Source organism: Rhodococcus sp. USK10 (assembly GCF_019378875.1).
Lineage (GTDB): Bacteria > Actinomycetota > Actinomycetes > Mycobacteriales > Mycobacteriaceae > Rhodococcus_F > Rhodococcus_F pseudokoreensis.
Map to the genome: position 1 here is coordinate 259890 of NZ_CP076047.1, position 26527 is coordinate 286416.

Annotated in this window: 30 protein-coding genes and 5 pseudogenes; 24 read left to right on the plus strand and 11 right to left on the minus strand. The window is 68.2% G+C overall.

All coding sequences use genetic code 11. From position 1 onward, the window contains the following. Positions 1–33 precede the first annotated feature (33 nt). Entirely contained in the window at positions 34–336 is a 303-nt protein-coding gene (locus tag I1A62_RS01780) for a hypothetical protein (protein ID WP_219453715.1), read from the minus strand. Positions 337–1061: 725 nt separating this feature from the next. Between I1A62_RS01780 and I1A62_RS01785 the strand changes: the two genes are divergently transcribed. The 7 genes and pseudogenes from I1A62_RS01785 (at position 1062) to I1A62_RS01815 (ending at position 3528) form a co-directional block, all read left to right on the plus strand. Then, on the plus strand, positions 1062–1340 hold the full coding sequence (locus I1A62_RS01785; RefSeq protein ID WP_124395465.1) for a hypothetical protein: 279 nt from the start codon (positions 1062–1064) through the stop codon (positions 1338–1340). Continuing rightward, positions 1337–1609: a hypothetical protein gene (locus I1A62_RS01790; RefSeq protein WP_219453717.1), complete on the plus strand. Its 273-nt coding sequence runs from the start codon at positions 1337–1339 to the stop codon at positions 1607–1609. Before I1A62_RS01785 ends, I1A62_RS01790 begins: the two co-directional genes overlap by 4 nt. Further along, positions 1494–1928 (plus strand): annotated as a pseudogene (locus I1A62_RS01795) (stealth conserved region 3 domain-containing protein); the annotation flags it as partial. The gene I1A62_RS01790 and the pseudogene I1A62_RS01795, both read left to right, overlap by 116 nt. A gap of 102 nt (positions 1929–2030) precedes the next feature. Further along, positions 2031–2747 carry an ANTAR domain-containing protein gene (locus tag I1A62_RS01800; RefSeq protein ID WP_219455014.1) on the plus strand — a complete coding sequence of 239 codons (717 nt, stop codon included), beginning with the start codon at positions 2031–2033 and terminating at the stop codon, positions 2745–2747. Positions 2748–2779: 32 nt separating this feature from the next. Then, complete coding sequence (locus I1A62_RS01805) at positions 2780–2944, plus strand: hypothetical protein (protein WP_219453719.1); 165 nt, start codon at positions 2780–2782, stop codon at positions 2942–2944. A gap of 12 nt (positions 2945–2956) precedes the next feature. Then, positions 2957–3235, plus strand: a complete 279-nt coding sequence (locus tag I1A62_RS01810) for a hypothetical protein (RefSeq protein WP_219453721.1) — start codon at positions 2957–2959, stop codon at positions 3233–3235. Beyond that, entirely contained in the window at positions 3160–3528 is a 369-nt protein-coding gene (locus I1A62_RS01815) for an ANTAR domain-containing protein (RefSeq protein ID WP_219453723.1), read from the plus strand. The genes I1A62_RS01810 and I1A62_RS01815 overlap by 76 nt, the downstream gene beginning before the upstream one ends. Positions 3529–3557: 29 nt before the next feature. On the opposite strand, the gene I1A62_RS01820 is transcribed toward I1A62_RS01815, so the two are convergent. Next, complete coding sequence (locus I1A62_RS01820; protein WP_219453725.1) at positions 3558–3824, minus strand: hypothetical protein; 267 nt, start codon at positions 3822–3824, stop codon at positions 3558–3560. 54 nt (positions 3825–3878) lie between these two features. Further along, entirely contained in the window at positions 3879–4325 is a 447-nt protein-coding gene (locus I1A62_RS01825; RefSeq protein ID WP_257890356.1) for a DUF6292 family protein, read from the minus strand. 185 nt (positions 4326–4510) lie between these two features. Between I1A62_RS01825 and I1A62_RS01830 the strand changes: the two genes are divergently transcribed. Both I1A62_RS01830 and I1A62_RS01835 read left to right on the plus strand, forming a co-directional pair. Beyond that, the gene (locus tag I1A62_RS01830) at positions 4511–4777 is read left to right on the plus strand and encodes an ANTAR domain-containing protein (RefSeq protein WP_219453727.1); all 267 of its coding nucleotides are present in this window, start codon (positions 4511–4513) and stop codon (positions 4775–4777) included. Positions 4778–5093: 316 nt separating this feature from the next. Next, positions 5094–5501 carry a DUF3052 domain-containing protein gene (locus I1A62_RS01835; RefSeq protein WP_374710694.1) on the plus strand — a complete coding sequence of 136 codons (408 nt, stop codon included), beginning with the start codon at positions 5094–5096 and terminating at the stop codon, positions 5499–5501. A 75-nt stretch (positions 5502–5576) separates the two neighbouring features. Here the strand turns inward: I1A62_RS01835 and I1A62_RS01840 are convergent, their stop codons facing one another. The 3 genes from I1A62_RS01840 to I1A62_RS01850 form a co-directional block, all read right to left on the minus strand. Further along, positions 5577–5969 (minus strand): DUF2267 domain-containing protein, encoded by a 393-nt coding sequence (locus tag I1A62_RS01840; protein ID WP_219453728.1) that lies wholly within the window; start codon positions 5967–5969, stop codon positions 5577–5579. Positions 5970–6094: 125 nt separating this feature from the next. Continuing rightward, positions 6095–6355, minus strand: a complete 261-nt coding sequence (locus I1A62_RS01845) for a hypothetical protein (RefSeq protein WP_219453731.1) — start codon at positions 6353–6355, stop codon at positions 6095–6097. 128 nt (positions 6356–6483) lie between these two features. Continuing rightward, positions 6484–6945, minus strand: a complete 462-nt coding sequence (locus I1A62_RS01850; RefSeq protein ID WP_219453733.1) for an Hsp20/alpha crystallin family protein — start codon at positions 6943–6945, stop codon at positions 6484–6486. 299 nt (positions 6946–7244) lie between these two features. Between I1A62_RS01850 and I1A62_RS01855 the strand changes: the two genes are divergently transcribed. After that, positions 7245–7796 (plus strand): hypothetical protein, encoded by a 552-nt coding sequence (locus I1A62_RS01855; protein ID WP_257890357.1) that lies wholly within the window; start codon positions 7245–7247, stop codon positions 7794–7796. 23 nt (positions 7797–7819) lie between these two features. Here I1A62_RS01855 and I1A62_RS01860 read toward each other — a convergent pair whose 3' ends face one another. Then, entirely contained in the window at positions 7820–8011 is a 192-nt protein-coding gene (locus I1A62_RS01860) for a hypothetical protein (protein ID WP_124395460.1), read from the minus strand. A 710-nt stretch (positions 8012–8721) separates the two neighbouring features. Between I1A62_RS01860 and dnaK the strand changes: the two genes are divergently transcribed. From dnaK to I1A62_RS01885, 5 genes and pseudogenes are all read left to right on the plus strand, one after another. Then, the gene (gene dnaK / locus I1A62_RS01865; RefSeq protein ID WP_219453735.1) at positions 8722–10608 is read left to right on the plus strand and encodes a molecular chaperone DnaK; all 1887 of its coding nucleotides are present in this window, start codon (positions 8722–8724) and stop codon (positions 10606–10608) included. After that, positions 10605–11366, plus strand: a pseudogene (gene grpE, locus I1A62_RS01870) (nucleotide exchange factor GrpE); the annotation flags it as partial. The gene dnaK and the pseudogene grpE, both read left to right, overlap by 4 nt. Positions 11367–11608: 242 nt before the next feature. Next, complete coding sequence (gene dnaJ, locus I1A62_RS01875; RefSeq protein WP_219453738.1) at positions 11609–12796, plus strand: molecular chaperone DnaJ; 1188 nt, start codon at positions 11609–11611, stop codon at positions 12794–12796. Between the two features lie 1004 nt (positions 12797–13800). Continuing rightward, positions 13801–14265, plus strand: a complete 465-nt coding sequence (locus I1A62_RS01880) for a CinA family protein (RefSeq protein ID WP_219453740.1) — start codon at positions 13801–13803, stop codon at positions 14263–14265. Beyond that, a complete protein-coding gene (locus tag I1A62_RS01885) occupies positions 14266–14451 on the plus strand; it encodes a hypothetical protein (RefSeq protein ID WP_219453742.1) in 186 nt (61 codons plus the stop codon). 18 nt (positions 14452–14469) lie between these two features. On the opposite strand, the gene I1A62_RS01890 is transcribed toward I1A62_RS01885, so the two are convergent. Both I1A62_RS01890 and I1A62_RS01895 read right to left on the minus strand, forming a co-directional pair. Beyond that, positions 14470–15180, minus strand: coding sequence for a hypothetical protein (locus I1A62_RS01890; protein ID WP_257890358.1), 711 nt, complete (start codon positions 15178–15180; stop codon positions 14470–14472). A 30-nt stretch (positions 15181–15210) separates the two neighbouring features. Then, positions 15211–15631: pseudogene (locus I1A62_RS01895) on the minus strand (hemerythrin domain-containing protein); the annotation flags it as partial. A gap of 360 nt (positions 15632–15991) precedes the next feature. Between I1A62_RS01895 and I1A62_RS01900 the strand changes: the two are divergent. The 5 genes and pseudogenes from I1A62_RS01900 to I1A62_RS01920 all read left to right on the plus strand — a co-directional run bounded on the left by I1A62_RS01900 (position 15992) and on the right by I1A62_RS01920 (position 19768). Continuing rightward, the gene (locus I1A62_RS01900) at positions 15992–16438 is read left to right on the plus strand and encodes an Hsp20/alpha crystallin family protein (RefSeq protein ID WP_124395453.1); all 447 of its coding nucleotides are present in this window, start codon (positions 15992–15994) and stop codon (positions 16436–16438) included. A 109-nt stretch (positions 16439–16547) separates the two neighbouring features. Continuing rightward, a complete protein-coding gene (locus tag I1A62_RS01905) occupies positions 16548–16877 on the plus strand; it encodes a hypothetical protein (RefSeq protein WP_219453744.1) in 330 nt (109 codons plus the stop codon). Between the two features lie 206 nt (positions 16878–17083). Next, positions 17084–17764, plus strand: a complete 681-nt coding sequence (locus I1A62_RS01910; protein ID WP_124395494.1) for a GAF and ANTAR domain-containing protein — start codon at positions 17084–17086, stop codon at positions 17762–17764. 366 nt (positions 17765–18130) lie between these two features. Next, positions 18131–18388 carry an SAP domain-containing protein gene (locus tag I1A62_RS01915; RefSeq protein WP_219453745.1) on the plus strand — a complete coding sequence of 86 codons (258 nt, stop codon included), beginning with the start codon at positions 18131–18133 and terminating at the stop codon, positions 18386–18388. Positions 18389–18614: 226 nt separating this feature from the next. After that, a pseudogene (locus I1A62_RS01920) lies at positions 18615–19768 on the plus strand (glutamate--cysteine ligase). A gap of 65 nt (positions 19769–19833) precedes the next feature. Here the strand turns inward: I1A62_RS01920 and I1A62_RS01925 are convergent. Continuing rightward, positions 19834–20799, minus strand: a complete 966-nt coding sequence (locus I1A62_RS01925; protein ID WP_219453747.1) for a Rieske (2Fe-2S) protein — start codon at positions 20797–20799, stop codon at positions 19834–19836. A gap of 252 nt (positions 20800–21051) precedes the next feature. Continuing rightward, a complete protein-coding gene (locus I1A62_RS01930) occupies positions 21052–21900 on the minus strand; it encodes an SDR family oxidoreductase (RefSeq protein ID WP_219453749.1) in 849 nt (282 codons plus the stop codon). Between the two features lie 425 nt (positions 21901–22325). Between I1A62_RS01930 and I1A62_RS45690 the strand changes: the two genes are divergently transcribed. The 4 genes and pseudogenes from I1A62_RS45690 to I1A62_RS01945 all read left to right on the plus strand — a co-directional run bounded on the left by I1A62_RS45690 (position 22326) and on the right by I1A62_RS01945 (position 26483). Continuing rightward, a complete protein-coding gene (locus tag I1A62_RS45690) occupies positions 22326–22787 on the plus strand; it encodes an NAD-dependent epimerase/dehydratase family protein (protein ID WP_257890359.1) in 462 nt (153 codons plus the stop codon). Between the two features lie 223 nt (positions 22788–23010). Beyond that, entirely contained in the window at positions 23011–23433 is a 423-nt protein-coding gene (locus tag I1A62_RS45695) for a hypothetical protein (protein WP_257890360.1), read from the plus strand. 272 nt (positions 23434–23705) lie between these two features. After that, positions 23706–25171 (plus strand): annotated as a pseudogene (locus I1A62_RS01940) (aminotransferase class I/II-fold pyridoxal phosphate-dependent enzyme). Positions 25172–25271: 100 nt separating this feature from the next. Then, positions 25272–26483, plus strand: coding sequence for an alcohol dehydrogenase catalytic domain-containing protein (locus tag I1A62_RS01945; RefSeq protein ID WP_219453751.1), 1212 nt, complete (start codon positions 25272–25274; stop codon positions 26481–26483). Positions 26484–26527: the final 44 nt, after the last annotated feature.

Below are 26527 nucleotides of genomic sequence, written 5' to 3' on the forward strand. Positions count from 1 at the left end.
CAACGGGTGCCGAGGTGGCGGCCGTGTGGGCCGCTATCGGGTGGGCGGGTGCAGGCAGGACAGTTCCCGGGCGGCGTCGTCGAGGCCGACGCAGGGGATCCCGCGGCGGCGTACTTCCTGCATGGTCTGCGCCTCGTCCGGGGTGCACAGCCCGTCGAGGACGTCGTCGGTGGCGATGGCGACCAGGGCGTCCTCACTGCAGGTGTGGACCGGTTCGACGTCGTGCCCGCGGGCCCATGCGGTGATGGTGGACCAGCGGTTCCGGTCGGCGGGATCGGTGAAGGCGCCCAGCAGCACGATGCTCCCGGTGCGGGTGGTCAGATTGTGCACAGTCATGTCGGTTCTTCCTCATCGGGGACGGGCGCACGACGCACGGCGCAGCGCCCGGGGTAGGGCACGGGTGTGGGGATGGGATCCGACCGGAGCCAGTCGTTCTTCCCGGAGCGGTGGGGCAAACGGGGGCAATTAGCGGGATCCTCGCCGGGGTCCGGGGCGATACCTAAATGGGGTACCCGGCCTCTACCGGGTTCGAAACGCGGCACCCGGAACCGGCCCCGAGATCGGTTGCCTGCGCGAGGACATCAGGTGCCTGCCGCGAGTTCGATGGTGCCGGCGAACAACTCGGGGTCTGCGCGGTCGGGTCGCTCGAAACGGTCCTGGTCGAGGACCTTCTGCCCTGGCCAGCGCGGTGCCGCTGTCGTTATGATCGGATTCTGCCGTCCCCGAAAAGACGAGGGCGGCGCCGCGAAAACTGGACCCACCGCGGGATGCGTCCCGCCGCCGGTGCACCGATGAGCGGCGTCGAACCCGGGACGACATTCTCGGCCTCGGGTCGGCGCGTTCTTTCATGCCGCGGCGGTCGCCGAAACTCCCTGGCACCGAGCAGTCGCGGGCCCGGCCGGTCGGCTCACGGGTGCTGCACACCCGCAGAACCAGGCCGAGTCGTGGTTGCGGCGTGGTGTTTCCCCGCTGTGATGCGCGTTGGTGCTCCGCAGTGCCGGATCGGCGGGTTCCTCGCGGCGAAGCTGGTTGTTTCCGGGACGCGAGGAGGGCTGAGATCGATGACAACGTCGCCGCATATCACCACCGATCACGACGAGATCCGCCGGTGGATTCAGGCGCATCACGGCGCCCCGGCCCGGGACGGGTCCGGCGCCTTGCGGATCGACTTCCTCGGTGTCGCCACGGAATTGGAGCATCTGTCGTGGACTGAGTGGTTCACCGCCTTCGACGAGCGGGCTCTGGCGCTGTGCTATCCCCAACCGCACGTTCGCGGCGGCACCAGTGCCTGGTTCGAATTCGTCCCGCGCGCCCGAACCACCGCCGGTTCGGTCCGATGAGCACACCGACCCCGATCCCCGGCCCGCAACGGCACCTCGCCCGGCCTGCACGGGCCCGACCCCGCAGCCGGCCCGCGTGGGGACACCCGGCCGCCGCCGGTCTGCCGGTTGTCGGCCCGGCCGGAGGTGGTGGAGTTCGGCGGACGCTGACGATCTCGACGACCACTCCGTACGAGGCGACGGTCGAGGATCTGCTGTTCGTCCGATCGGTGCTCGGTACCGCTGCGTCGATCGGTCATGGCCGAAATGGAAGAGCAGTTCCCTCGTGAGTTCGCCGCGACCGCGGCCAGCTCGTTCCGGGCAGCGCAGAACATCTCGGTGACGAACTCGCTCCACCACTACTACGCCCTGCCCACCGGCCGCGCCGTCCCGCACACCGCCGCCAAGGTCCGGTACATCGACACCACCACGCATGCGGGCCTGGGCGCGCTCGGTCCGCTGCTGGTCAAGCGGAACAAGGACATGTTCTGCCTGGGCGACGGCAGCACCCCGGAGGTCGACCTCGCGGTGCGCACCGCGACGGTGACCGAGTTCCTCGAACGGTATTTCCCCATTCCGGCGCCCTGGGAAATCGGGTATCCCCGCTGACCGGCACCCTCACTTCGCCGTGCGATTCCCGGTGCGCCCGTCGGCGCTACGGCCGGGGGGATCGGATTAGGGTGGGAGGTGAGCGCGGTCGAGGTGGTGAGGGTGGTCGTGGAGGAACGGCGACGGCAGTCGTTGTGGCATGCGATCGCCGACGAGGCGGGCACGCCCGGCCAACACGGCTGGGCGCAGCAGGTGTGCCGGTTGTGCGTGAGCGAGCTGGCCGGTGTCGACGCCGCGGCGCTCACCCTCCGCGCGACCGGTCGGGCGCAGGACCTGCTCGGCGCCAGCGACGACTGGGCCGGTCGGCTCGACGAGCAGCAGTACACCCTCGGCGAGGGCCCCGGGGTGCAGGCGTTCAAAGACGGCAGCACGATCCTGGTCGACGATCTGAGCCGCTACGAGGAGCGGTGGCCGGGATTCGCCGACACCGCCCACGCGGTGGGCGCGGCGGCGGTGTTCGCGTTCGCGCTGCGGATTGGCGCCATCCGGCTCGGCACGATGACGTTCTACCGGCGGCGGGCCGGCGGGTTGGCGGCCCGCGCCGTCGCCGATGCCACGGTGCTCGTCGACCTGATCACCCTGGCCCTGGTCGAGCAGGCCGAGCACGCCGAGCGGGCCGGCGTCGACTGGATCCGGGACACCGGCTCCTACCAAGACGTGAACGTGGCCACCGGAATACTCGCCGCCAGGCTGGCGATCAGCCTCGACGAGGCGTTCCTGCGGCTGCGCGCCCACGCGTTCCGGCTGGGTCGCCCGATCCTCGACCTAGCCGGGGACATCCTGGCCGACCGGATCGACGTCGACGAGCTCAACGAATGACCGCCCCGCCGCGGGGAGAAGGAGATCACGCCATGATCGAGGACATCCCGAACACCCAGGCCCACGTGGTCGAGGTGCTGTCCGCGATCACGGCGCACCTCGCCGACACCGTGACCGACCCGGCCGCCGCCCTCGCCGACATCACCGCGGCCTCTGCGGATCTGCTCGGCGCCGCCGTCGTCGCCGCGTCCGACTAACGCGCCCGGATCATGGAACTGCTGCAAGCCCAGGGCGAGGACGGTCCGTGCCTGGACGCCGTCGCCGCCGGCCCCCCGGTCGAGGTCCCGGACCTGTCCGCGCCCGAATCCCACCGCCGCTGGCCCGACTTCACCGACGTCACCACCACCCTGGCCTACCGGGCGGTACTGGCGATCCCGATGCTCCTCGACGGCCACCCATCGGAGGAGTCAACGTGCTCTACCCCGCCGTCCGCGAGTTCACCGACTACGACCGGCGACTGGCCGCGGTACTTGCGGCCTCGACCGTGATGCACCTGGTCCGCGACGACGCCGCCCTCCGCCGGGCCAAACTCACCGAACGCACCCTGGGCCTGATCCACGACCGTATGCACGTCGACCACGCGGTCGGACTCACCGCCGGCACCCTGCACATCACCCCCGCCGCGGCGCGGACGCTGCTCGAACACCACGCCCGCACCCACCACACCCCGCTACGCGCCCTCGCCCAGCACATCACCACCGGCTCGCTGACACCGGCGGACCTGACCGGCGCCGACACCCGAGACACCGGCACCGGCACCGGGGGAACCGGCACCACGTAACCGGATTCACAACCCGGGGGCGTGTGGTGCTACGGCCACTCGGGGTCGGAGCGCCGGTGCGCGGCGCCGTCGACCACCGCCCGCACCCGGGCCGCGGCACGGTCACCGGCACCCGCCGTCCGGTCGAGGTCGCGGGTGGCACGTTCGAGGGCCAACTCGTCGTGGTCGGCGGTGGTCCCGGATCGTTCCCACGCGATCAGGATGCCCGCGCACTCGTCGCGGGCGGCACGGGCGGCCACGGCGCGCAGCAGCGCCAGCGCCGCCTCACGGCCGGGAGGCGGCGGAATGGTGGTCATGTCTCCAGCCTCCTCTTCTTTCCGGTCCGCGCCACCGGCGAGCGAACGTTCTCCTCACCCACCGGCCGACCCGCGTTCGGTGCGATTGGTGGGACTGGGGCCGCTGTCGAGCCGGTGGACGAGAGTGGGGACCGGGAAGGCGTCCCGGTCCCGGTATTCGAGGTGCAGCAGGTCCGCGATGAGCTCGTCGGTGCGGTCGGCGATGGCCTCCGTTGGCGGGCGGCGGCCGATCCCGAGCCCGCCGATGATCAGGACCCGATCGGTGCGCTGACCCTCGATTCCCAAAGACCACCCGAAGCGAGGGTTCCAGGCGATCAGAATGTGGCGTCCGCTGTAGTACCGGAACTGTTTCGACAGTACGACCACGGCATCGAAGGTGACCGCGTCCCATCGGCGGATCGATTCGGCGTTCAGTGCCCGCGCGACCGCGAGCACGTAGGCCTCGACGTCGGGGGTGTCGCCGGCGCCGGCGCCGCGCTTCATCGTGATCACTTCCTCCACCGCGACACACTTACCCGTCCGCGGTGACGTCGAAACTACACCGTCGACACTGGTCAGTGCTATAAACGGTACGGGCCCGCCGCCCAGATCCGCCCGTGGACGGGGCAGGGTGAGGTTTGGGATCGGCTCCAATCGGGCACCACCCCCACACACCCACCCCCAGACTTCGACGGAGGTGTCCTGAAATGGCGGCATTGCACGGTCACACCACCACCCATCCCCGCAGCACGCGTACCCGCGCCCTCGACACCGCAGAGGGGGTGCTGATCGGGATCCGCCGGATCGGGACCGCGGACGCTTTCGACGAACTGGTGAGCGCCGCCCGCCGCCACGGCGTGTCCGTCTTCGCCCTCGCCGAGACCCTGGTCGCGCTCGCCAGCGGAAACGAGCTGCCCGACCCGGCCGCAGCCCGCGCGGCCCGAACCGAATGGGGCGCACTCTTCTCGCCCTGAACCCCGGAAGCACCGTGTCGGGATATGCGCTCAGCCACCTGTTCCCCGAATCCGCATCTCGCAGGTTTCGGTGATCGGGTCGGCGGATACTCCACGGCCACAAACGCCCGAGTTCGTTCCGACACACCGCGATTCGGTCGGTGGGGCCCACCAACCGACGGTGACCGATAGGGCGCTCACTCCGGTTGGTGGGCCACCTAGCCCACCGGGACAACCACGACCCCGGCAAGCGCGCCGGGAGCCGACCCCATCGAGACGAAGGAGTTGGGCGATCTCGACGGCGGGGCACGCCGGCGGTCAGTCCACCGGCCTGTGCCTGACCGAGGAGACGATAGTGCAGGAACTGGGATGGGACGACGATGTCGACGAGGACCTGCGACGACGCATCGAGGACATCCTCGGGGACGAATTGGTCGATGACACCTTCGGCGACAGGGTCGACGTGGTGTTGCTGTGGTGGCGCAGCGGCGACGGTGACCTCGCCGACGAGCTGATCACCGCCCGCACGGTGTTGTCCGGCACCGGTTTCGTGTGGTTGATGACACCGAAACCGGCCCACCCCGATCACATGGCCCCGGCGGAGGTGACCGAGGCCGCCGACCTCGCCGGGCTGCACGTCACCTCCCGGATCGACCGGCGCGACTGGCTCGGAACCCGGCTCACCCAGTCCAGCTCACCCACCCCACGGGCACGGTCGTCCTCGGCGCGGCCGCCCGCCTTGTGACAGGAACAGGGGAACTTTGCCGGGTGACGATGTCACCCGGGCGAGCCTGAGGCTGTGATCCGGTTCCCCGGGGGGTCACACCATTTCGGGGCGGCCGAACAGTGGCGCGAACCCCTCGGGCAGCGACCCCAGTACGGTGCGCAGGCAGTCGTCGTCGACCGCCTGGGCCACCGTGGCCAGCACCGCGCTGGTGTCCCATTCGGCGGTGGTGGGGTGGGCGTCGAGGGCTTGGGCGATCCGGCGCCGGAACTCCTCGACCCCGTAGTCGGGTGCGGCCCGTCCGTCCTGGACCGGCCCGAGCGCGTCACGTGCCAGGGGCGGAAGTTGCGCGGCCAGGGCCCGCACCTTCCCGGGGGACAGCCGCGCCCCGAGCCTTCTCAGCACCACCATCGTCACCCGGGTGGCCTCCCGCAAGCTGTCGTATTCTCCGTATTCGCGGACCCGTGACAGGAATTCGGTGTCGTCCATCACCAGTGTCCTTTCTGTGCTCTCCTTGATCTTCTTGTTTGTTCTTGTCTCGGTCTCGAGGTGCTGCTCGCACGTCGGCCGGTCCACGCCCAGGAGTCCATGCGCACGCCGAGAGGGGGTGGTGGTCAGGGCAGGGTCGCCGGAGGTGTCGGCGAGATCAGCGCCCAGAGGAACAGCAGTCCCAGGGCGATGCCGACCGCCCCGGCGGCGATCCCGGCCAGCGCGTCGCGGGCCGTGGGATCGGCACCGCCGGGCGGCCGGCCCCACAGGGCCGTGACGCCGGCGACGACGGCGACCGCACCAAGAACCACCCCCAGCCCGAACGCCCAGAACAGAACGACCGACAACCCACCCCACATCATCGCCGCATCACCGCAGCGTTGCACCGAAACATGTTGTCGGATAACGCGATCCTGTCCAGCAGAACCCATGTGCCAAGTTCCCCCTTCGTGTTCCGATCGGGTGGTGCCACCGTTCACGGTGCACGGGTGCGCGTCGGAAACGGCGCGGAGGGTCAGTCGGTGGTGACCTCGATGCGCTGCGATCGGGCGCTCGCGGTCTTCGGGATGGTGACGGTGAGAACACCGTCGGCCAGTGCGGCGGTGATCTTGTCGGCATCGACGTCGCGGGCCAGCAGGGTGCGGAATTCGAAGCTGCCGGTGCGGCGGGTGCGGCTGCGGGTCCGCAACCACCCGACCTTCTTCTTCTCCACGAACTCGCCGCTGATCTCGAGTTCGTTGGCCGACAGGGTGATGTCGAGGTCCTCGCGGGCGACGCCGGGCACCTCCACCTCCACCACGTAGCCGTCCTCGGTCTCGGACACCTCCGCCAGCGGCCGCCAGGTCTGCCCGCCACCGAACGCGGCGGCCGGCATCGAGTCCCGCAAGGGACTGATCCGCCGTGCGATGTCGGTGAGCTCGGCGACCGGGTCCCACCGGCCCGACTCTCCACCGCTGCGATTTGCAGGTGCAGTCATGCCGCGACACCTCCCACCTACCCGCTTGTGTGTTGTTCATCCCCCGGGTGAGTGTGGACCGCCCAGGGACGGTTCTCCTGCACCATGATTGGTACCCGAGATCCCGGAATCCGAAACCGCCCACCACCGCCCTATCGATAGCGAATGCGGGCGGGCGGCGCGGGCTCGGACGGCCGGGGTGTCTCGCGATCGCCGCCTCCTGACCCCGCCAGCGGGGACACCCGGCGGTCGCCATCTGGCCGGAGCACGATGTCAGGCGGCTCTGGCCGGAACGGGCGGTGACCGGGAAAAATGGGGGGATGCCTCAGGTGGGTGGGCACTCGCTCTGCGGCCGGGTGTGGCGGTTCCCGGTGGTCGAGGGTGCGCCGGCGCGTGCCGGCGCGCCACCGGGCTGGGCGGCGGCCCTGGTGGCGGTGGCGGAGGATCTGCGGTGCTGTTGCCGCGGCGGGCCGGTGCGGTGGGACGGGGTGTGCTGGGAACTCGCGATTGACCCCGACGGGGTTCGGCTGGCCTGGGATCCCGCCCCACCCGGCATCACCGCACCCGGCGGTGATCCCGGCGGGATCGGCGAGTTCGGGTCGGGCCGTTTCGTTCTCGGGCGCGGCCTGGCCCCGCGGCTACCGGCTGTCGAGGCGACGATATGGGTGGCCAACACCGTGCAGGCGGCGCTGCTGCGGCAGCTGCGGGTGCAATGGCCCTGCCGCGATCACGCGGCCGTATGGGTGCCCCGGATCCGCGGCGGCCACCCGTGCTGGGTCGATCCGTGTGGCGGACGCACCGTGACCACGATCGGCAGCCTCACCGCCGCCGGCACCGGCACCGGCACCGGCACTGGCACCGGCACCCGATGACGACCGGGCATATCACTCGGGGGTCAGTCGCGGCGGTTGGCGAAGCATTCGGTGGCCGGGGTGAATCCCGGCTGGGCGAGCATGTCGATGTCCGCGCAGCCGTCGTCGCCGAAGACCACCGAATCGGTGTGCCAGACCAGACTGACGTTCTCGCAGCCGTGCTCGAGGATCAGGTATTCGTAGTTCTTCAGCGCCACCAGGGTTTCGTCCGTCATCCTCACCACCTACGACCACATGTAGCGGGCGCCGACCGCCCGAAGCCTGCCGGGGTGGCTTTTATTATGTCATCGGCCTCGCACGATTGCCAGAGAAAATCTGGCCGGATCGGAAAGGATTTTGTCGGAGAGGGTGTTGTATCTAGGACAGTCAGCCCCACCGAATGGGAGGAGATGCCCCCGTGCGGTGACGCAGGCACCACTGACCCGGCCCGGGCAGTCACGACGATCTGGGCGGCGCTCTGGCGGCGGCGCTGCCCGAGCGGATGCGCGACGGTGTGCTGGCCTATCGGCAGGTGAGCGTAATGTTCGACGTCCTCGTCCGGTGGGTGGTGTGCACCGGTTCGGCACGGTCAGGGGAGACCCGGATCCGGGGCGGCCGACGGCCACCGCCGGCTCACGACCACCGCCCCACAGGTGCGGTCGGTGGCCCTGCCTGGCTGCGGGCACCTGCCGCAGTTCGAATGACCCGAGGCCACCGGCGCCCTGATCGACTAGTTCCTCATCCGCACCGCCTTCCACTCCCGCACCGGCGTGACCGCCTGACACGGCGCCGTCACACCGCTCCCGGGGCCTATAGAGAAAACATGCTGTATTTGCGGCATATTTTCTTGACCCGGATTGTTGTACGGAGAGAAAATTGAATTGTCAACGGAAGGGTTTCGGCGGGTGCGCCAACGGCGTGCCCGGGGTGTGAGGAGGGAAGGGTCATGGCACGGGCGGTGGGAATCGATCTCGGCACCACCAACTCGGTGGTGTGCGTGCTCGAGGGCGGCGACCCGGTGGTGGTCGCCAACTCGGAAGGTTCACGCACGACGCCGTCGGTGGTGGCGTTCGCCAAGAGCGGGGAGGTGCTGGTCGGCCAGCCAGCCAAGAACCAGGCAGTCACCAATGTGGACCGGACGGTGCGCTCGGTGAAACGGGAGATCGGCACCGACTGGCACGTGGCAATCGACGACAAGAACTACACCGCGCAGGAGATCAGCGCCCGAGTGCTGATGAAACTCAAGCGGGACGCGGAATCGTATCTGGGTGAGGACATCACCGACGCCGTGATCACCGTCCCCGCCTACTTCAACGACGCCCAGCGTCAGGCCACCAAGGAGGCCGGCCAGATCGCCGGCCTCAACGTCCTGCGCATCGTCAACGAGCCCACCGCGGCCGCACTGGCCTACGGCCTCGACAAGGGCGAGAAGGAACAGACCATCCTGGTCTTCGACCTCGGTGGCGGCACCTTCGACGTCTCGCTGCTCGAAATCGGCGAGGGCGTCGTCGAGGTCCGGGCCACCTCGGGGGACAACCACCTCGGTGGTGACGACTGGGACGACCGGATCGTGAAGTGGCTGTCCGAGAAATTCAAGGCGAGCAGCGGATTCGATCTGACCAAGGACAAGATGGCGATGCAGCGACTGCGGGAGGCCGCGGAGAAGGCCAAGATCGAACTGAGCTCCTCGCAGAGCACATCGATCAACCTGCCCTACATCACCGTCGACGCGGACAAGAACCCGCTGTTCCTCGACGAGCAGCTCTCGCGCAGCGAGTTCGAGAAGATCACGTCCGATCTCCTCGACCGCACCCGGGCCCCGTTCCAATCGGTGATCACGGACGCGAAGATCTCCGTCGAGGACATCGACCACGTCGTGCTCGTCGGTGGTTCCACCCGGATGCCGGCCGTGACGAATCTGGTGCGCGAGCTGACCGGTGGGAAAGAACCGAACAAGGGTGTCAACCCGGACGAGGTCGTCGCCGTCGGCGCCGCCCTGCAGGCCGGTGTCCTCGGCGGTGAGGTCAAGGACGTGCTGCTCCTCGACGTCACCCCGCTCTCGCTCGGCATCGAGACCAAGGGTGGCGTGATGACCAAGCTGATCGAGCGCAACACCACCATCCCGACCAAGCGGTCCGAGACCTTCACCACCGCCGACGACAACCAGCCCTCGGTGCAGATCCAGGTGTATCAAGGTGAGCGTGAAATCGCCTCGCACAACAAGCTGCTCGGCAGCTTCGAACTGACCGGGATCGCCCCGGCCCCACGGGGGGTGCCGCAGATCGAGGTCACCTTCGACATCGACGCCAACGGCATCGTGCACGTCACCGCCAAGGACAAGGGCACCGGCAAGGAGAACACGATCCGGATCCAGGAGGGCTCGGGCCTGTCCAAGGAGGAGATCGACCGGATGATCAAGGACGCCGAGGCCCATGCCGCGGAGGACGCTCAACGCAGAGAGGAAGCGGAGGTCCGCAACCAGGCCGAGTCGCTGGTGTATCAGACCGAGAAAGTCATCAAGGACAACGACGACAAGGTGCCCACCGACGTCAAGGACAAGGTGCAGTCCGCGATCAAACAGGTCCAGGACGCGTTGGTCGGCACCGACATCACCGCCATCAAGACGGCAGTGGAGAACCTGGGCACCGAGTCCCAGGCCCTCGGCCAGGCCATCTACGCCGCCCAGGCCGCCTCGGAAGGCGGGACGGGCAGGGGTGACGGCGGCGGTGCTGGTGCGGCCCCCGGCGCGGGTGCGTCGGGGAACGGGCAGGGCGCCGACGACGAGGTCGTCGACGCGGAGGTGGTGGACGAACCCCGGGAGGGACACCGATGAACACACCACACGGCGAGCAGCAACGATCCGAGCAGGCCGGTCGCGGCCGGGGCAACGGGCGGCAACCGCCGCGCGAGCCGATCGCGATCACCGACCGGCGCCGGATCGACCCGGTCACCGGCCGGGTCCGGGACGACACTCCGGGATCCCGGCCCGCGCGCACGGACCGAGGAGCGAAACCGACGCTGGGCGAGAAGGCGGGTACCGCGCCGCGGGGACCGGGTGCGCCGCGGCCGGAGTCCCGGCAGACCGACGCCGACCGGGTGGCGGAACTGACCGCGGATCTGCAACGGCTGCAGGCCGAGTACGCCAACTACCGACGCCGGGTCGAGCGGGACCGGGCGGCGGTCGCCGAGAACGCGAAAGCGACGGTCGCCGCGCAGTTCCTCGGTGTTCTCGACGACCTGGACTGGGCCCGCGAGCACGGCGACACCGCCCGCGAGCCCTTGCACAGCCTGTACCGCAAGATCCGGACCATCCTGACCCGGATGGGGGTGGCCGCGTTCGGCGAACCCGGGGACCGCTTCGATCCCACCCTGCACGAGGCCGCCAGCCACGAAGGCCACGGCACCGACCTGGTGGTCGACACCGTGCTGCGCCGCGGCTACACCGTCGGTGCACACAAGGTGCTGCGGACCGCGTTGGTCACCGTGATCGACCGCGACCAGTACGAGTACAACGACCCCGACGATCCACCAGAACCCGAGCAGGCACCCGGGACGAGCCCGTCCGATGCCTCGCCGGACCCCGGTTCGGGCGACCCTGATCCGCCGGCCCACCCGGATCCACCATCGGCGGAGATTGGTTCGGCCCCGCCGGTCGTCCCGAACCTGCCAGCGGGCACCGACCCTTGGTCGGAGACCGGGGTGGATGGGGATTCCGACGCCGGGCCCGAGAACCGGGGTCCGGACCCGAACCCCTACCGCTGCGGGTGAGGTGGCCTGCCCGCGTCGGCGGTCGGCAGTGATGCACCACGGATGAGGGAGGGAGGAGTTGCGCTGTGACGCAGCAGGAGTGGATCGAACGGGACTTCTACGCCGACTTGGGGGTGCCGTCGACGGCGTCGGCGGAGGACATCAAACGGGCCTACCGCAAGCTGGCCCGGCAACTGCACCCGGACGCCAACCCGCACGACCAGGCGGCCGGGGAGCGGTTCAAGGCGGTCAGCGAGGCGCACGCAGTGCTCTCGGACCCGGCCAGCCGCGCCGAGTACGACCGGACCCGGCAGCTGTACCGGTCCGGGGCGTTCCGGCGGGCCGGCACCCGTGCCGGCGCCGGCGGCGGCGGGCCGGCCGGCGGAATGGGCGGATTCGACCTGTCCGACCTCTTCGGCGGCGGAGGGTCCGCGTTCACCTCCGGCGAGGCCGGGTTCGGTGACCTGTTCGGGGATCTGTTCCGCCGCAGCAGCACCCACACCACCACGTTTCGCCCGCGGCGAGGCAGCGACGTCGAGGCGCAGACCCGGCTCCCGTTCCGGCAGGCCGTCACCGGGGTGGTGCTGCCGCTGCAGGTCAGCGGACCCACGGTATGCACCAGCTGCCACGGCAGCGGTGCCCGGCCCGGAACCCAGCCACGGCGGTGCCCGTCGTGCGGCGGCGCCGGAACCCGCACCCACAATCAGGGCGGCTTCGGGTTCAGCGAATCCTGCGACGACTGCCGCGGCACCGGCGTGATCGTCGACTCCCCCTGCACGGACTGCCAGGGCACCGGGGTCGGGCACCGCACCCGCACCATCAACGTCCGCATCCCGCCCGGAGTGACCGACGGCCAACGCATCCGGCTGCCCGCGCACGGCGAACCCGGGCTGCGCGGCGCCCCGTCGGGGGACCTGTACGTCACCGTCGAGGTGGACCCGGATCCGATCTTCGACCGCGACGGCGACGATCTCACGGTCACCGTCCCGGTCGGCTTCGCCGAACTCGCCCTCGGCACCACGATCTCGGTGCCCACCCTCGACGGGCGGGTCAGCGTGAAGATCCCCGCGGGCACCCCGTCCGGGCGCACCTTCCGGTTACAAGGTCGCGGCGTCCCCCACCGCGGCCGGCCACCCGGCGATCTGCGGGTGACCGTGCAGGTCGCGGTGCCGTCCCGGCTGGACCAGACAGCTATCGACGCCCTGCGCTCCTACGAGAAGGCCGAGAAGGCCACCGGATTCGACCCCCGTCGCTCCTGGCGCGACCACCGGTAGCGGCAGCGGCAACTGTGCCACACTGCGGTGAATGGGTGCAATGTCTGTCGCGGGATGGCCGTGGTCGTCCCGGTGCGCAGCCGCGGCAGCAGCAGTTTTCGCACCCCGGTGCGACCCCCGGTTGCGCCGTCAGCGCGGACTACTCCCGCCCCAGCGTGGCGTACTGCGGCACTATCCGGCCTCTGGGTGACTCCAAGGAGTGCCCCGGGGCGACGACGGTGCACCGCCGGTTGACCGTCGGAGACTCTCTGCCATCACCCGCCGCCACCACAAGTCCAGCGGACTCGGGTCCGGCCACACGATCGGATCTTCGTCCGGAATGCCGAACGTGGGTCCGGTGCGATCCGCGTGCTCGTCTATAGGTTGCACGGCAAACACCTTCCGTTCAATGCCCCAACCGCCGGGAGCCTCGTCTCTTCACCGAGTACCCACGGACTGCAACTCCGCACCATCACCGATCGTCGGAGCGACCGTCGACCGATCCCCCTCTGCGGTCCGACGATCGGCAGTTCGGGGGCGTCGGGAGCGAACTGACGACGTGCTGATTCGACACCACCGGGCTGTGCGGGACGTGGGCGTGTCGATCTACCTCCGATGCCGACGGACACGATGCGTGTGAAGGCGCAGTCGTCGCCCGGTAGGGGCAAATCTGCGGCAATTCCGACCTCGCGCGAGGACGGAGACCTTCGATGCGTTGGGATTAGTCTCGTTTCCCGCAGGGTACTTCGATACTCACGTCGGCGTCGTGTCCGGACGCGGCGACGGCGAGGCTCCCCGGTTCAGCCCCTAGCCGGCGGAGCCGCCCAACCGGGAGACCGCAATCGCCTGGTCGGTAAATCCGGTAAAGATCAGCGGCGCTCCATGAGGGGAAATACAGTCAGAGGCAACGGAAGCCGAGACACGAGGCGGAGGTCAGATGATTCATGTGATGACGATGATGATTGTGCTCGCGCTCGGCATGGTCAGTGTCTCCGCGCTCCACCGCATCGGCCGGCGTGCCCCGAGTGAGTAAGTGGGATGAGCGTGCGGAACGGATCTCGGCCGCAGCCCGCGAGCGGGATGTCACCGTCGCCACCGCAGAATCGTTGACCGGCGGGCGAATCTCCTCCGTTCTCGGTGCCGCGCCGTCGTCGTCCGAGTGGTATTTGGGCGGCGTCGTCGCCTATGCCGATTCCGTGAAACATGGACTGCTCCAGGTCCCGGACGGCCCGGTCGTCAGCGAATCCAGTGCCCGCGCGATGGCCACAACGGTAGCCGAGCTGCTCGGCGCGGACTTGGCGGTGGCGGTCACCGGCGCCGGCGGACCGCAACCCCAGGACGGACAGCCACCGGGCACGGTATGGTTCGGAGTCTTCACCGACGGTCGGGTCCGCACCGAACTGCGGCACTTCGACGGTGATCCCGGCGAGGTAGTGGGGGCGACCACTTCCCATGCCCTATCCCTACTCGAGGACGCACTTCACCGATAGGTGCTGCACCGGGGTGGTCGGTTCGTATGGCGCGAGGAGTTCACGCACGTCCTCGATATTTACATCGGCAGCGGGGTTCTCGCCGTGCGGGCGACCGAGTCGGGGCCGGCGGTGTCACCGCTAGACGTCTCGCGCCGCACCGTGTTCGCCGCCCGGCTCGAGATCCGCGCGTGCCTGCACACGTAGACACGGTCGGCGACGGACCTACGGGGACGGGTCTCCGCGGCCGCGGCGACTTCCGCGGTATGCGCCGATCCGCACGCCGGCGAGCCATGCCGGGCGTAGTGCCAACGCTGGCGGGCAGTGGAGTACCGGGTCGAACGTCGGTTGGTCGTCGTCCTGGTCCTCACGAACCTGCGACAGTTCAACGTGCGCCGCAGGAACGGGCGAACCGGTCGCCGAGACGAGGTCCACACGAAACCTCAGCGGCGCGTCCGTGAGGGACTGCCTCAACGCATCCAGTGAGGTCGACGCCGGTTGAGGTCCTACTGGGGCGGCCTGCACCCACCTGGTGTCCGTCCCGTTCGACGAATAGGGCATCAGGCTGCTGTAGCGGGCCTTGCGCCATCCTGACGCGGGGAGCGGGAGAGTCCGGGTCACCGCCGAGGTGCCGGAGCTGGCCAGCAGAAGATCCCACTCGGTGTCGGGCGAATCGAGCGGGATTTTCAGCGCAAGCCCGAGCACGTCCGGGGTTGCGGAGGGAGTTCCCACTCCCTTGGAAAGCCTGGCCACCACGTCGATCCGCGCTCCTGTCCGCAGCGTCCACCAGGAGGAGATCAGTTCGATATGCCCGGTTGCTACCAGGCCGCGCGGATGGAAAACCCGGGCGCCGCCCCGCAACACGGCGGCGGCCTGAAATGGTGCCCGGACGAACACGGTCCCAGCCACACCTGCAAGATGTCCTGCCAGACTCACGGTCCCCTCCTCTGATGTTCGCTCGCCGCCCTATCCGATCACCGCATCGACCGTCTTCTTCAGGGCCGAGGGTTGGACGGGAGACTTGGGCGCCTCCTCCCTTCGGTTCGAATCACTGCGCACCGATCTCTCGAAGCTTATTGCACCCCAGTTGTTCTCGAACGTTCCGAAACCAGTCTTGCTCGTCCTCTTCGATGTGGTGCTCGACATTCTCGATCAGCACGGTGGCATTCGCGTCGAATCGTTCGTCGTCCAGTGTCAGCGCCGCCAGCCCGGTCACCAGCACGTCCGCGACATGGTGCTCCTCGTAGGATTCGAGGATGTCGTCCTCGAGGTCCGGGACATGATCACGCACCTGCGGGTACATGCCCTCATTCTCGATGTAGGCGTGCACCGTCGAGGCGGCGATGATCTTGTTCACGAAGCGGCCCTTCTCCACCACAGCATCCGGTCGGCACCGCGGAAATCACGGTGAGCGCGCGGCGCACCGTCGCGTCACTACGACTTACCCACTCCCCACCATCACTAACACGGGTTTACCGAGCCCCGGATGTTCACGGTGGGCCCGGGGATAGCACTCGACAACCGACACTCCACCTCCCATCCCGGCGAGAAAGAATCGCCATGACTCGACCCGCCACTCCACGCGCGGTAACCATCGGGTAGCTGAGTTGCCGCTTCAGTGGAGTTCGACACACGAGCCAAATGTTCTGGCACTCGAGATGGTCGAGTGCTAAATTGCTTCGTGCACAGTGATGGAGCGTCCACCGAGGTGGCGGGCCGATTGACTGATCATGGGAGGTGTGTTGCTGTGCTGCGTTTCGACCCCTTCACCGACATCGACCCGTTGACCCGGTCTTTGCTGGTAGCTCAGACCGGATCGCCTCGTCGTCCGCGATTCATGCCGATGGACCTGTACAAGGTCGACGACCACTATGTCTTGCACGCCGATCTGCCCGGCATCGATCCCGGCTCGATCGACATCGATGTCGACGCCGGGGTATTGACTCTGACCGCCCATCGGAGCCACTCGGAAGACGATGTGCAGTGGTTGACCTCGGAGCGATTCAGCGGCCGCTACCGACGCCAGGTGTCGCTCGGTGAGAACATCGACGTCGACAGCATCTCGGCAAGTTACGACAACGGTGTACTCAGTGTGACCCTGCCGATCACCCAACGAGCGAAACCGCGACGCATCGAGATCACCAGCACGGGCTCACCCCTCGGGGGCGGAGACCGCACCCCCATCGAAGCCTGACCACCACCGGGTTCGGTCCCGCGGCACCGCGGCACCGCGGCACCGCTGGACCGAACCTATCGCAGGACAACGGCATCTGATCCACCGCACACCACTGAGGACCCGAAAAATGACTGTCACCACGACCCGGTTCCGGCCCGACCCCGACAGTTTCGAGCCACGCTCCTCCCGGCCCACCAGGCCACCTCGTCCTCTCGGCGAAAACTGCAGCGACCTCTCGATCATGCTGGGCGCGTTGTCGATCGTGATGTTCTGGACATTCGGATTCGGCATCCTGCTCGGTGCCGCCGCCATCGGCACCGGAATCGTCGCCAACCGGCACCGCGCCGTCGAAGAAAACGAATCCAAGGCACTCGAAGCGCTGCTCGGCATCCTCACCGGCGCCCTCGGAATCGCCGCCGGCCTCGTCTTCCTCACCGCAGCTCTTCCCAACCTCTGACCCCAACTCCCGCCCCGACGGCTCACATCCCGCGCGGGTGGACGCGGTAGCGCGTACCGATTTCGGCCGCACTCAGCACCCTCGACTTCGCGGCACGGGCATTCGGACCGGATATCGGGATTGGTGTCATACGGTGGGAGGTGGACTCGAGCTCCCGCACGGCGGCGATCCCGCTGGTCGTGACCACGCTCGGCGAAAGGAACGTGATGAACGACTCGGGCACCGGGAACATCGCTCAGACCATCGCTGGGCTCGCACGCAACCTCGCCACCCCCCGCACCGTCGCCGAACGCCTGCACGCCATCACCGGCGCCGTGGTCGACTTGATGCCGTCCGAGACCTGCGCGGGCATTCTCCTCATATCCGCAGGAAACACATTCGAGACGGTGGCACCGACCTCGCCGCTACTTCAGAAACTCGACTCCGTGCAGAAGGAGCTCGGGCAGGGGCCGTGCGTGGTGGCGGCCGTCGAGAATCTCGTCGTGCGCAGCGACGATCTTCGATCCGAGACGCGCTGGCCAGAGTTCGCCGCAGCCGCGGTGGAGGCGGGGATCCTCAGCTCCATCTCCTTCCAGCTCTACACCGCCCGAGAAAAGATGGGAGCCCTGAATCTCTTCGCATTCGCGCCGCACGCATTCGGTCCCGAGGAAGAAGCTACGGTCGAGGCGCTGGCCGCTCATGCCGCACTCGCCGTGACCGCGGCGCGTACCGAGGAGCAACTCAGATCCGCCATCGCCTCCCGCGACATCATCGGCCAGGCCAAGGGCATGCTCATGGAGCGGTTCGACATCGACGCAATCCGCGCTTTCGAGCTTCTCACCAAGCTGTCCCAGGAAACCAACACCCGTCTCAACGTCATCGCGCAGCAAGTCATCGAGCGCAGGTGAAGGTCGGGGGGAGGATCGTCGACGACAGTGACGGCCCGTCGTCAATGGTGAGGTCGAGCGAGAACCCTGTCACCGTGGCCACATCGCAGATCTACCGATCGCGTGATCGACCGACCGTGTGCTGGTCCGCCCAGGGCGAGCATCGCCGGCGCCGCGGCGACAGGACCACCGACGACGTAACCGCCGGCGTCAGTGACCACCACTTCCCCACCGGGCGCCCTTTGTCGCTTCGTCCGTGCGGTTCATGGAGCGTCCACACATCCCGGGAATTTCCTGGGACCATTTCACGACCCAACCGGTGGCCAGGTGGTGCAGGTCCGATGAATCCAGGTATCCGATGAGCAGCCGATCGAGAGGAGAAGCAGCATGCCGCGGTCATCGATCAAGGACGAGAAGGTGTACCAGGAAGTACGGAAGGATGGTGCGTCGAAGGAGAAGGCGGCGCGGATCGCGAACTCGGCCGCCAACCGTGGCCGATCCGGTACCGGCCGTAAAGGCGGCAAGTCATCCTGGTACGAGGACTGGACCGTTGACGAGCTCAAGAAGAAGGCGAAAGAGGTCGGGCTGTCGGGCTTTTCTTCGAAGCGGAAGAGTGAATTGATCGACGCGCTACGCAACCATTGAGGCCCTACACGCGGTCAAAGCGCACCTGACCGACTCGGGCTGCCGGGATCAACCGGCCGCGTCGATTTCACGGCGCCGGGACCGCCAATGCCCATCGGTGCGGCGCACCTCCTCATTGTCTGTCTCACCACAAGGATCTGCCGCCGGCACAGAGGATCCGCCGCCGCAGTTGAACCGCCCGGGTCGATGCTCCTGGTGGTGGTGTGTTCGCAGATGGGAGGACGCCATGGCAACCACCGTGCCGAACAGGCCGTTCCGTCGCGGGGGCCCCAACCTCGGGGTAGAGGAGGAATTCTGCCTCGTCGATCCACACACCGGGCGGCCCGCGCTGTACAACACAGAAGTCATCGCCGCGGGACGCGATCTCGGCATCACTCTCCGCCCGGAGTTCTCCCGCTGTCAGATCGAAACTGCCACCTCGATCGGCACGCACATCCGGGACCTGCGTGACCAATTGTGCAAGTCCCGTGCAGTGACCGCCGACGCCGCCACCCGCACCGGATGTCAACTTCTCGCCATCGGGACCCCGATGTCCGACCCGCCACCGGACGCGATCACCTACACACCCAGGTATCAGGCGATCGCCGGACATTTCGGCGCGCGCGCAGCCGGCGTGATCTGCGACTGCCACGTGCACGTCGGGGTGGCAGATCATGAGCAGGCGGTACAGGTGAACAACCATCTGCGACCGTGGCTGCCCACCCTGCTGGCGCTGACCGCGAACTCTCCGATCGCCGCCGGAAGCGACACCGGTTACGCCAGTTGGCGATACATCCTGTTCAGTCATTGGCCCAGTGCGGGCCCACCCCGTATCTCGACTCCGCGACCGACTACGACGCCGCGGTCGCGGCAATGCGTGAGAGCGGCGCCATCCTCGACGCCGACATGGTCTATTGAGATGTGCGGGCCCCGGATCATCTGCCCACCGTGGAGATCCGTATCAGCGACGTTCCCGCGACCATCGCAGAGACGATGCTCCTGACCACGCTGGTGCACGCCCTGGTCATCACCGCGGCGGACGCGATCGAGCGCGGTATCCCGGCACCGACGATTAGCCAGGAGGTGCTGCGCGGAGCGTGCTGGCGGGCTGCCCGGGACGGCCTGAACGGACAGGGCTTCGACCTGACCACGATGCACCTGATCCCCGCGCACCGACTGGTGCACCAACTGCTGGCGCACGTCAAGGCCGCCCTCGTCGAACTCGGGGAGTACGGGCAGGTCACCACGTCGGTGGCAGCGGTCCTCGATCACGGTAACGGGGCCATCCGGCAACTCCGGACCCTGGCCCGCCGCGGAAATGTCGCCGAGGTGATCGCCGAATGTGCACGCCGCACCTTCGAGGGATGCATTCCCGAACCAGACGATGCCCTACCGCTCTGACCGTCCGCGCCACGGTTCTTGTCGTGGGCCCTCACCGCGAGTGAACTATCACATCGCTTTCCAGGTCACTCGCGTCGTCGCGCGCTTCGAGAGGGCATCTCAGGTGTGGACCTCACCGCTACCTGCGTGGTGCCGTCATCCTTGCCACTGGCGACGGGGTTGGTGCGGAGTGTCCGCTGCTCGTCCGGTTGCCGGACCTGGATCCGTCCGTTCCGCACCCGGGCCTCGTACACCTGTTGAGGTCGGGTCGCCGGACCGCGCATTACCTGGCCGTCACCGACACCGAAGCGACTCCCGTGCCACGGGCATTCGATGCACCTATTGTCGAGGGAGCCGTCGTCCAATGGTGCACCCCGATGGGTGCAGCGGTTGCTCAGCGCGACGATGCCGTCCGCGCGGTTCACCAGGAGCACCGACACGGTGCCGACCATCACGGCGCCCATTTCCCCGCCGGCGAGGGCAGTTTCCGGTGCCGCGTCCGTCCATTCCGAGGGCAGGGTGGAGAACGCGGTGGTGTCGACCCCGACTCCGGCGGCGTAGGTCAGATGGCCACCGAGCCAGCCACCGACTCCGAGCAGTCCCGCCCCCGCTGCCGACAGTCCGATGCCGACCCGGTGACGGCCGCGGCGTCGGGCGGTCCACGACGCCACATACGCGGCAATGGCCGCATAGTTGGAGGCCGCGTGTACTGCGCCAATTCTGCGTTCGGCGCCGAGTGTGTCAGCCCAGTCCGACGCGCCCGTGAGAGTGGCCGGCACGGCTGCCAGGGCACCCAGACCCACGAGTGTCGTCGCGGCGGCCCGCGCGCTCCTACCACCGAGAGCGTCGAGGAGGCCGACGCTGACCCACACACCGATAGGAACGGTGACCAGGAGCGGGTGCACAGGGTGCCCCAGATCGGTTCCCGACAACGCATCCTTGACCCGGCCCGGCGGAAGCCACTTGTTGATGGCGTTCACGACCGTTCCGGCGGGGCGATCCAATGCGTCAGCGTGTTCGAGCCGACGCACACTTCTCTCGAGCAGCTTCACGCCAACCACATCCCTATGTCCTCTGGACTCGAACATCTTTCGCACCGCTCCGGCGCGAATGCCCCGGTGTCGCGCCGCGCAAACGACCACCGCCGAAACGGGACGGCATCCCGCAGGACCCGAGCCGGGTCGCAAGCCGCGGCGAACCGTTGAGCACCGCCGTTTCCGCCCATCTCGTCGACGACCTTCTCGGCCTTCGACCCCCCTTCGCCAGCCGCCGGGGAGCCCGTCGGCCAGGATCGCTTACCGCCGTCAACCCGGCAGTGTCTCACCGCCCAGTGGGGCGAGCACTTCCCCGGAGTAGTACGAGGACAGCAGACCGGACGCGAAGAACACATAGGACGGGGCGATCTCGTCGGGCTGGGCGGCCCGCCCGTAGGGGGCCTGCTTCCCGAATTCCGCGACCTTCTCCTCGTCCATGGTCGCCGGGATCAGTGGTGTCCAGACCGGCCCGGGAGCAACACAGTTGACCCGAATTCCGCGATCCAGCAGGACCTGCGCCAACGAATACGTCAACGCCGTCACCGCACCCTTGGTCGCGGAATAGTCGATCAGCGACTTGTTCCCGCGCAACCCGTTGACCGAACCGGTGTTGATGATGGCGGAACCCGGGCGGAGATGCGGTACCGCCGCCTTCGTCACGTGGAAGTAGCTGTCGATGTTCACCGAAAACGTGCGCCGCCATTGCTCATCGGACAACTCAAGCAAGTCGTCGACCGGTTCCTGGTAGGCGACATTGTTGACGACGATGTCGAGTCCGCCCAGTTCCGAGACCGTACGGGCCACCACGTCGCGGCAGTGCCCGGGATCGGCGAGATCGCCGGCGAAGGTGCGGCATTGTCGCCCTTGCTTTTCGACCAATTCGGCCGTATGCGCCGCATCCTCGCTCTCTTCGAGGTACGCGGTGGCCACGTCGGCGCCTTCTTTCGCAAATGCGACCGCCACGGCGCGACCGATCCCGGAATCGCCCCCGGTGACCAGCGCACGCTTACCTTCCAACAGACCGTTGCCCCGGTACGCGCGCATCTCGTCATGCGGTTCCTCTGCCATGTCCGCGGTCCGACCGGGGTAGTCGATGGTGTGTGGGGTGTGCTCGCTCATGCACCTCTCCGATCTGGTGAAGCAGTTCCCTGTCGAGTACCCGGTCGCCGGGAGGGCAAATCAGTGCCCGCACCCGCGAGCGGGACCGGGCGCGTGTCCTCTTTCACCTCAACCGGCGTGGGTAGACGGCACGGGTGCGGGTGGGGCGAGGCCTCGTGCGCTCGCGTCGATCCGAGAGGTACTCGATGACTCTGACCGCCACAGACGCCGCCGGACCCACCGCCTGCCGCGGAGGCCACCTGGTCCTGCTGGTGACCAGCACCGCCCTTGCCCACCCGTTCGCCCGCGCCGATTTCACTCTCACCTCGCGCACTACACCCCACCCGACCCACCCACTCCCGGCGACGTTCGACAACGCCGCCAATCACCTTGTGCGTCCGATGAGCCCACCGGTTCGCTCGGCCACCGGACGGGACCGATAGCCGATGCACGCTCTGCGCAAAGTCGTGATCACCGGCGCCAGTGGCAATGTCGGCACCGCGCTTCTCCGTATCCTCGCGGCGCAGGAACCCGGAACCGCGGTGACCGGGATCGCCCGCCGAACGCCCCCACGCACCCCTCCCTACGCGCATGCGCGCTGGCACGAGATCGACCTGGCCCGAGACGACGCGCACACCGTCCTCGTCCCGGTACTCGAGGGTGCCGATGCCGTGGTCCATCTGGCGATCGCGTTCCAGCCGGGCCGAGACCGCGACTACCTGCGGACAACAGCGGTCGCCGGGACCCGTGCGGTCGCGCGGGCAACTCGGGCCGCCCGCGTGGGCCACCTGGTCCACCTCTCGTCGGCGGCGGTGTACTCCCCCGGCGCCTCCGGCGTGCCGGTGTCCGAACAGTGGCCCCGCCGAGGCGTGCCGCCCTCGATCTACAGCGCCGACAAGGTCGCCTAGGAGGACGTCCTCGACGAGATCGAGCACGCCGTTGCAACCGGCGGGCAGCCGCCTGTCCTTGTCACCCGGATACGTCCGGGCCTGATCGCCCAGCACGACGAGGCCACCGCTCTGCTGCGGTACGCGGCACCGAGCTACCTGCCACGAACCCTGACCCGGCGAATACCGGCACTTCCGGTACTCCCGCTCGATCGCAGCCTGACACTGCCCGTCGTGCACACCGATGACGTCGCCGACGCCGTGCTCAAAGCTCTCGCCCATCGGGCGCCCCGGCCCGTTCAACATCGCCGCCGACGAACCCCTGACCGCGGACCTGCTCCGCGACGCCTTCGGCGCCCGCCTCGTGCACGTTCCCGCACCGGCATTGAGCATCCTTACCAATCTCGCATCGACGCTGCATCTTTCCCCCGTCCATCGAGGGTGGATCGATCTCGCCTACGCCACCCCACTCGTCGAATGCTCCCGAGCCCGCACCCTTCTCGGCTGGCACCCGCGCCACGACACCGAGTCGGTGCTCGACGAACTCGTCGCCGGGATCAGGGAACACTCGCGCAGCAGCAGCGCCGTCCTCGGCGAACGCTCCCCGGCAGCACGGCTACGCAAACTTCTCACCTCGGGACCGGTGACGAGACGAAAACTGCCGTAACAGCACGGCATGGCTTCCGGTCATGCGAGCCTCGGTCGTGAAATCCACAGTGGTGCAATGACGTGAGGATCTGGCCGGAGCCTTCGATCGGCTGGACCGCAGAGCCGATCGGGCTGCGGTAGTGGCGCGCCAGGCTCGGTGACGCCCCGGTTGGATCTGAGGACAGCGGACACGACACCTAGACAGCGCGGTACGCCCCGGCTGACGATTCTCGACCGGTTGACCACACGGGGTTGCGAGTTCACCCCGCAGCGACTGGGTACCCGGACCGCATGGATCAGTCACACGCACCGATGTTGGAGGCACTGGCCGACTACCACCGCCGTGACCGGTACGGGTTCACCCCGCCCGGGCACCGGCAGGGCCGCGGCGCCGACCGACGCGTCACCGAGGTGCTCGGGATCGACCCGTTCCGCTCCGATGTGCTCGCCGCCTCCGGTCTGGACGACCGCACCTCCAGCGGCCGCTATCTCGCCGACGCCGAAAACCTCATGGCCGAGGCGGTGGGCGCCGACCAGGCGTTCTTCTCCACCTGCGGCAGCTCGCTGTCGGTGAAGGCAGCGATGATGGCCGTCGCCGGGAATCACCCGGGCGGCCTGCTGGTCGGCCGTGATTCGCACAAATCGATCGTCGCGGGCCTGATCTTCAGCAGAGTCACCCCGCGGTGGATCACCCCGCGGTGGGACGAAGACATGCACTTCTCCCACCCGCCGTCCCCGAAGCAGGTGCGCGCCGCCTGGGAGCGCCATCCCAATGCGGCCGGTGCCATCGTCGTCAGCCCCAGCCCCTACGGCACCTGCGCCGACATCGCCGCGATCGCCGACGTGTGCCACGAACGGGGCAAACCCCTGATCATCGACGAGGCGTGGGGAGCACACCTGCCCTTCCACGACAACCTGCCGACCTGGGCGATGGACGCAGGGGCCGACGTCTGCGTCGTCAGTGTCCACAAGATGGGTGCCGGATTCGAGCAGGGGTCGGTCTTCCACGTCCAAGGCGATCTCGTCGACGGAGCCCACCTGTCCGCGTGCGCCGACCTGCTGATGACCACCAGCCCCAACGTGATGATCTACACCGCCCTCGACGGGTGGCGCCGACAGATGGTCGAGCGCGGCACGGAGCTGCTGGGATCTGCCCTGTCCCTGGCCGACCGGACCCGCAAGCGAATCGACCACATCGACCGGCTCGACGTCCTCGAGGACCGTCTGCTGGGCAAGGAGGCCTCCCACGACCTGGATCGCCTGCAGATCCTGATCGACGTGAGCGCGACCGGCGCTACGGGGTACCAGTGCGCCGACTGGCTCCGCAGCCACTGCCGGTTGGACGTCGGCATGGCCGACCACCGGCGCATCCTCGCCACCATGTCCATGGCCGACGACGAGCGCACCACCGACCGGCTGGTTCGGGCCCTCACCGAGATGAGCTCCGCCACCGCCTCCTTCGAACCCGCGCCGCACATCGACCTCCCCAGCCCCGAAGAACTGCAGCTCGAACCGAGATGGCACCGAGTGATGCGTTCTTCGGGCCGGCGGAGATGATCGCCGCCGACCGTGCTGCCGGACGGATCGCAGCCGAACAGCTCACCCCCTACCCACCGGGCATTCCCTCCGTTGTACCGAGCGAGCGGCTCGACACCGCCGTGATCGACTACCTGCGCAGCGGGCACGCCGCCGGAATGGCCGTGCCGGACGCCACCGATTCGACTTTGAAGACGGTGCGGGTCGTCGCGAACAACTGACTGGATGGCCCCGCATCACCGACACCTGCCATCGGTGTTTCGTACGGCGGCCGCCGGGCACCCGAACCGGAGACACCACTCGACGAAAGGGTGAGCACTCGTGAAAGCACTCGTCTGGCACGGCATCGGAGACATCCGCCTCGACAACGTCGACATCCCCGACATCGCCGAACCGACGGACGCCATCGTCCGGCTGACCACCAGCGCGATCTGCGGCACCGACCTGCACCTGGTGCGAGGGACCATGCCGGGAATGAAGGAAGGCACCATCGTCGGCCACGAGGGCGTCGGTGTCGTCGAGGACGTCGGCGCCGCGGTACGCGGTTTCACCCCCGGCGACCGGGTGGTGATCTGCTCCACCATCGCCTGCGGAATCTGCTCGTACTGCCGGGCCGGGTATTTCGCCCAGTGCGACACCGCCAACCCGAACGGGCCCCAGGCCGGCACCAGCTTCTTCGGCGGACCGGAAGCCACCGGGGCCGTCAACGGTTTGCAGGCCGAATACGCCCGCGTTCCACATGCCACCACCACCCTGGTCAAGATCCCCGACCCGGTGACCGACGACCAGGCGATCATGATCTCCGACGTGATGCCCACCGGATGGTTCGGCGCCCGCCTGGCCCAGGTCACCGAGGGCGACTCCGTGCTGGTGCTCGGCGCCGGCGTGGTCGGCCAATGTGCGATCGCCTCCGCGAAACGCCAGGGTGCGACCCGAGTTCTGGTCGTCGACGGTCTCGACGACCGCCTCGCCATCGCCCGCACCCAGAACGCCGAGGTCATCAACTTCACCACCGAGGACCCCGTGGAAGTGGTGCGGGAGTTGACCGGTGGGATCGGCGTCGATCGGGTGATCCACGCCGTCGGAGTCGACGCCCAACGCCCCTCCGGCGGACCGGCCGCCGAAACATTGCCGGTATCGGAGAACGTCTTCGACACCGAACGGAACAAGGCGGCACCCAACACCAATCCCGATGGCGACACCTGGGTGCCCGGCAACGCCCCCAGCCTCGCCGTGCGATGGGCCGTCAAAGCCGCCGCGAAGGCCGGCAGCATCGGCATCATCGGTGTCTACCCACCCAATTTCGATGTGTTTCCGATCGGCGAGATGATGAACCGCAACCTCACCGTGCAGGCCGGAAACTGCAATCACCGCCGCTATATCCCGCACCTGCTGGCCATGGCCGCGACCGGTGCCCTCGACCCGGCCGCATTCATCACCCAGCATGCCGCGCCGACCCGAGCGCTCGACGCCTACCAGCGGTTCGACACCCGCGAGCAGGGCTGGCTCAAGACCGTCCTCGACGTCACCTGACCCGCGATTTCTCGTACCGACCTGCAGGAAGCGAGCTGAGCACC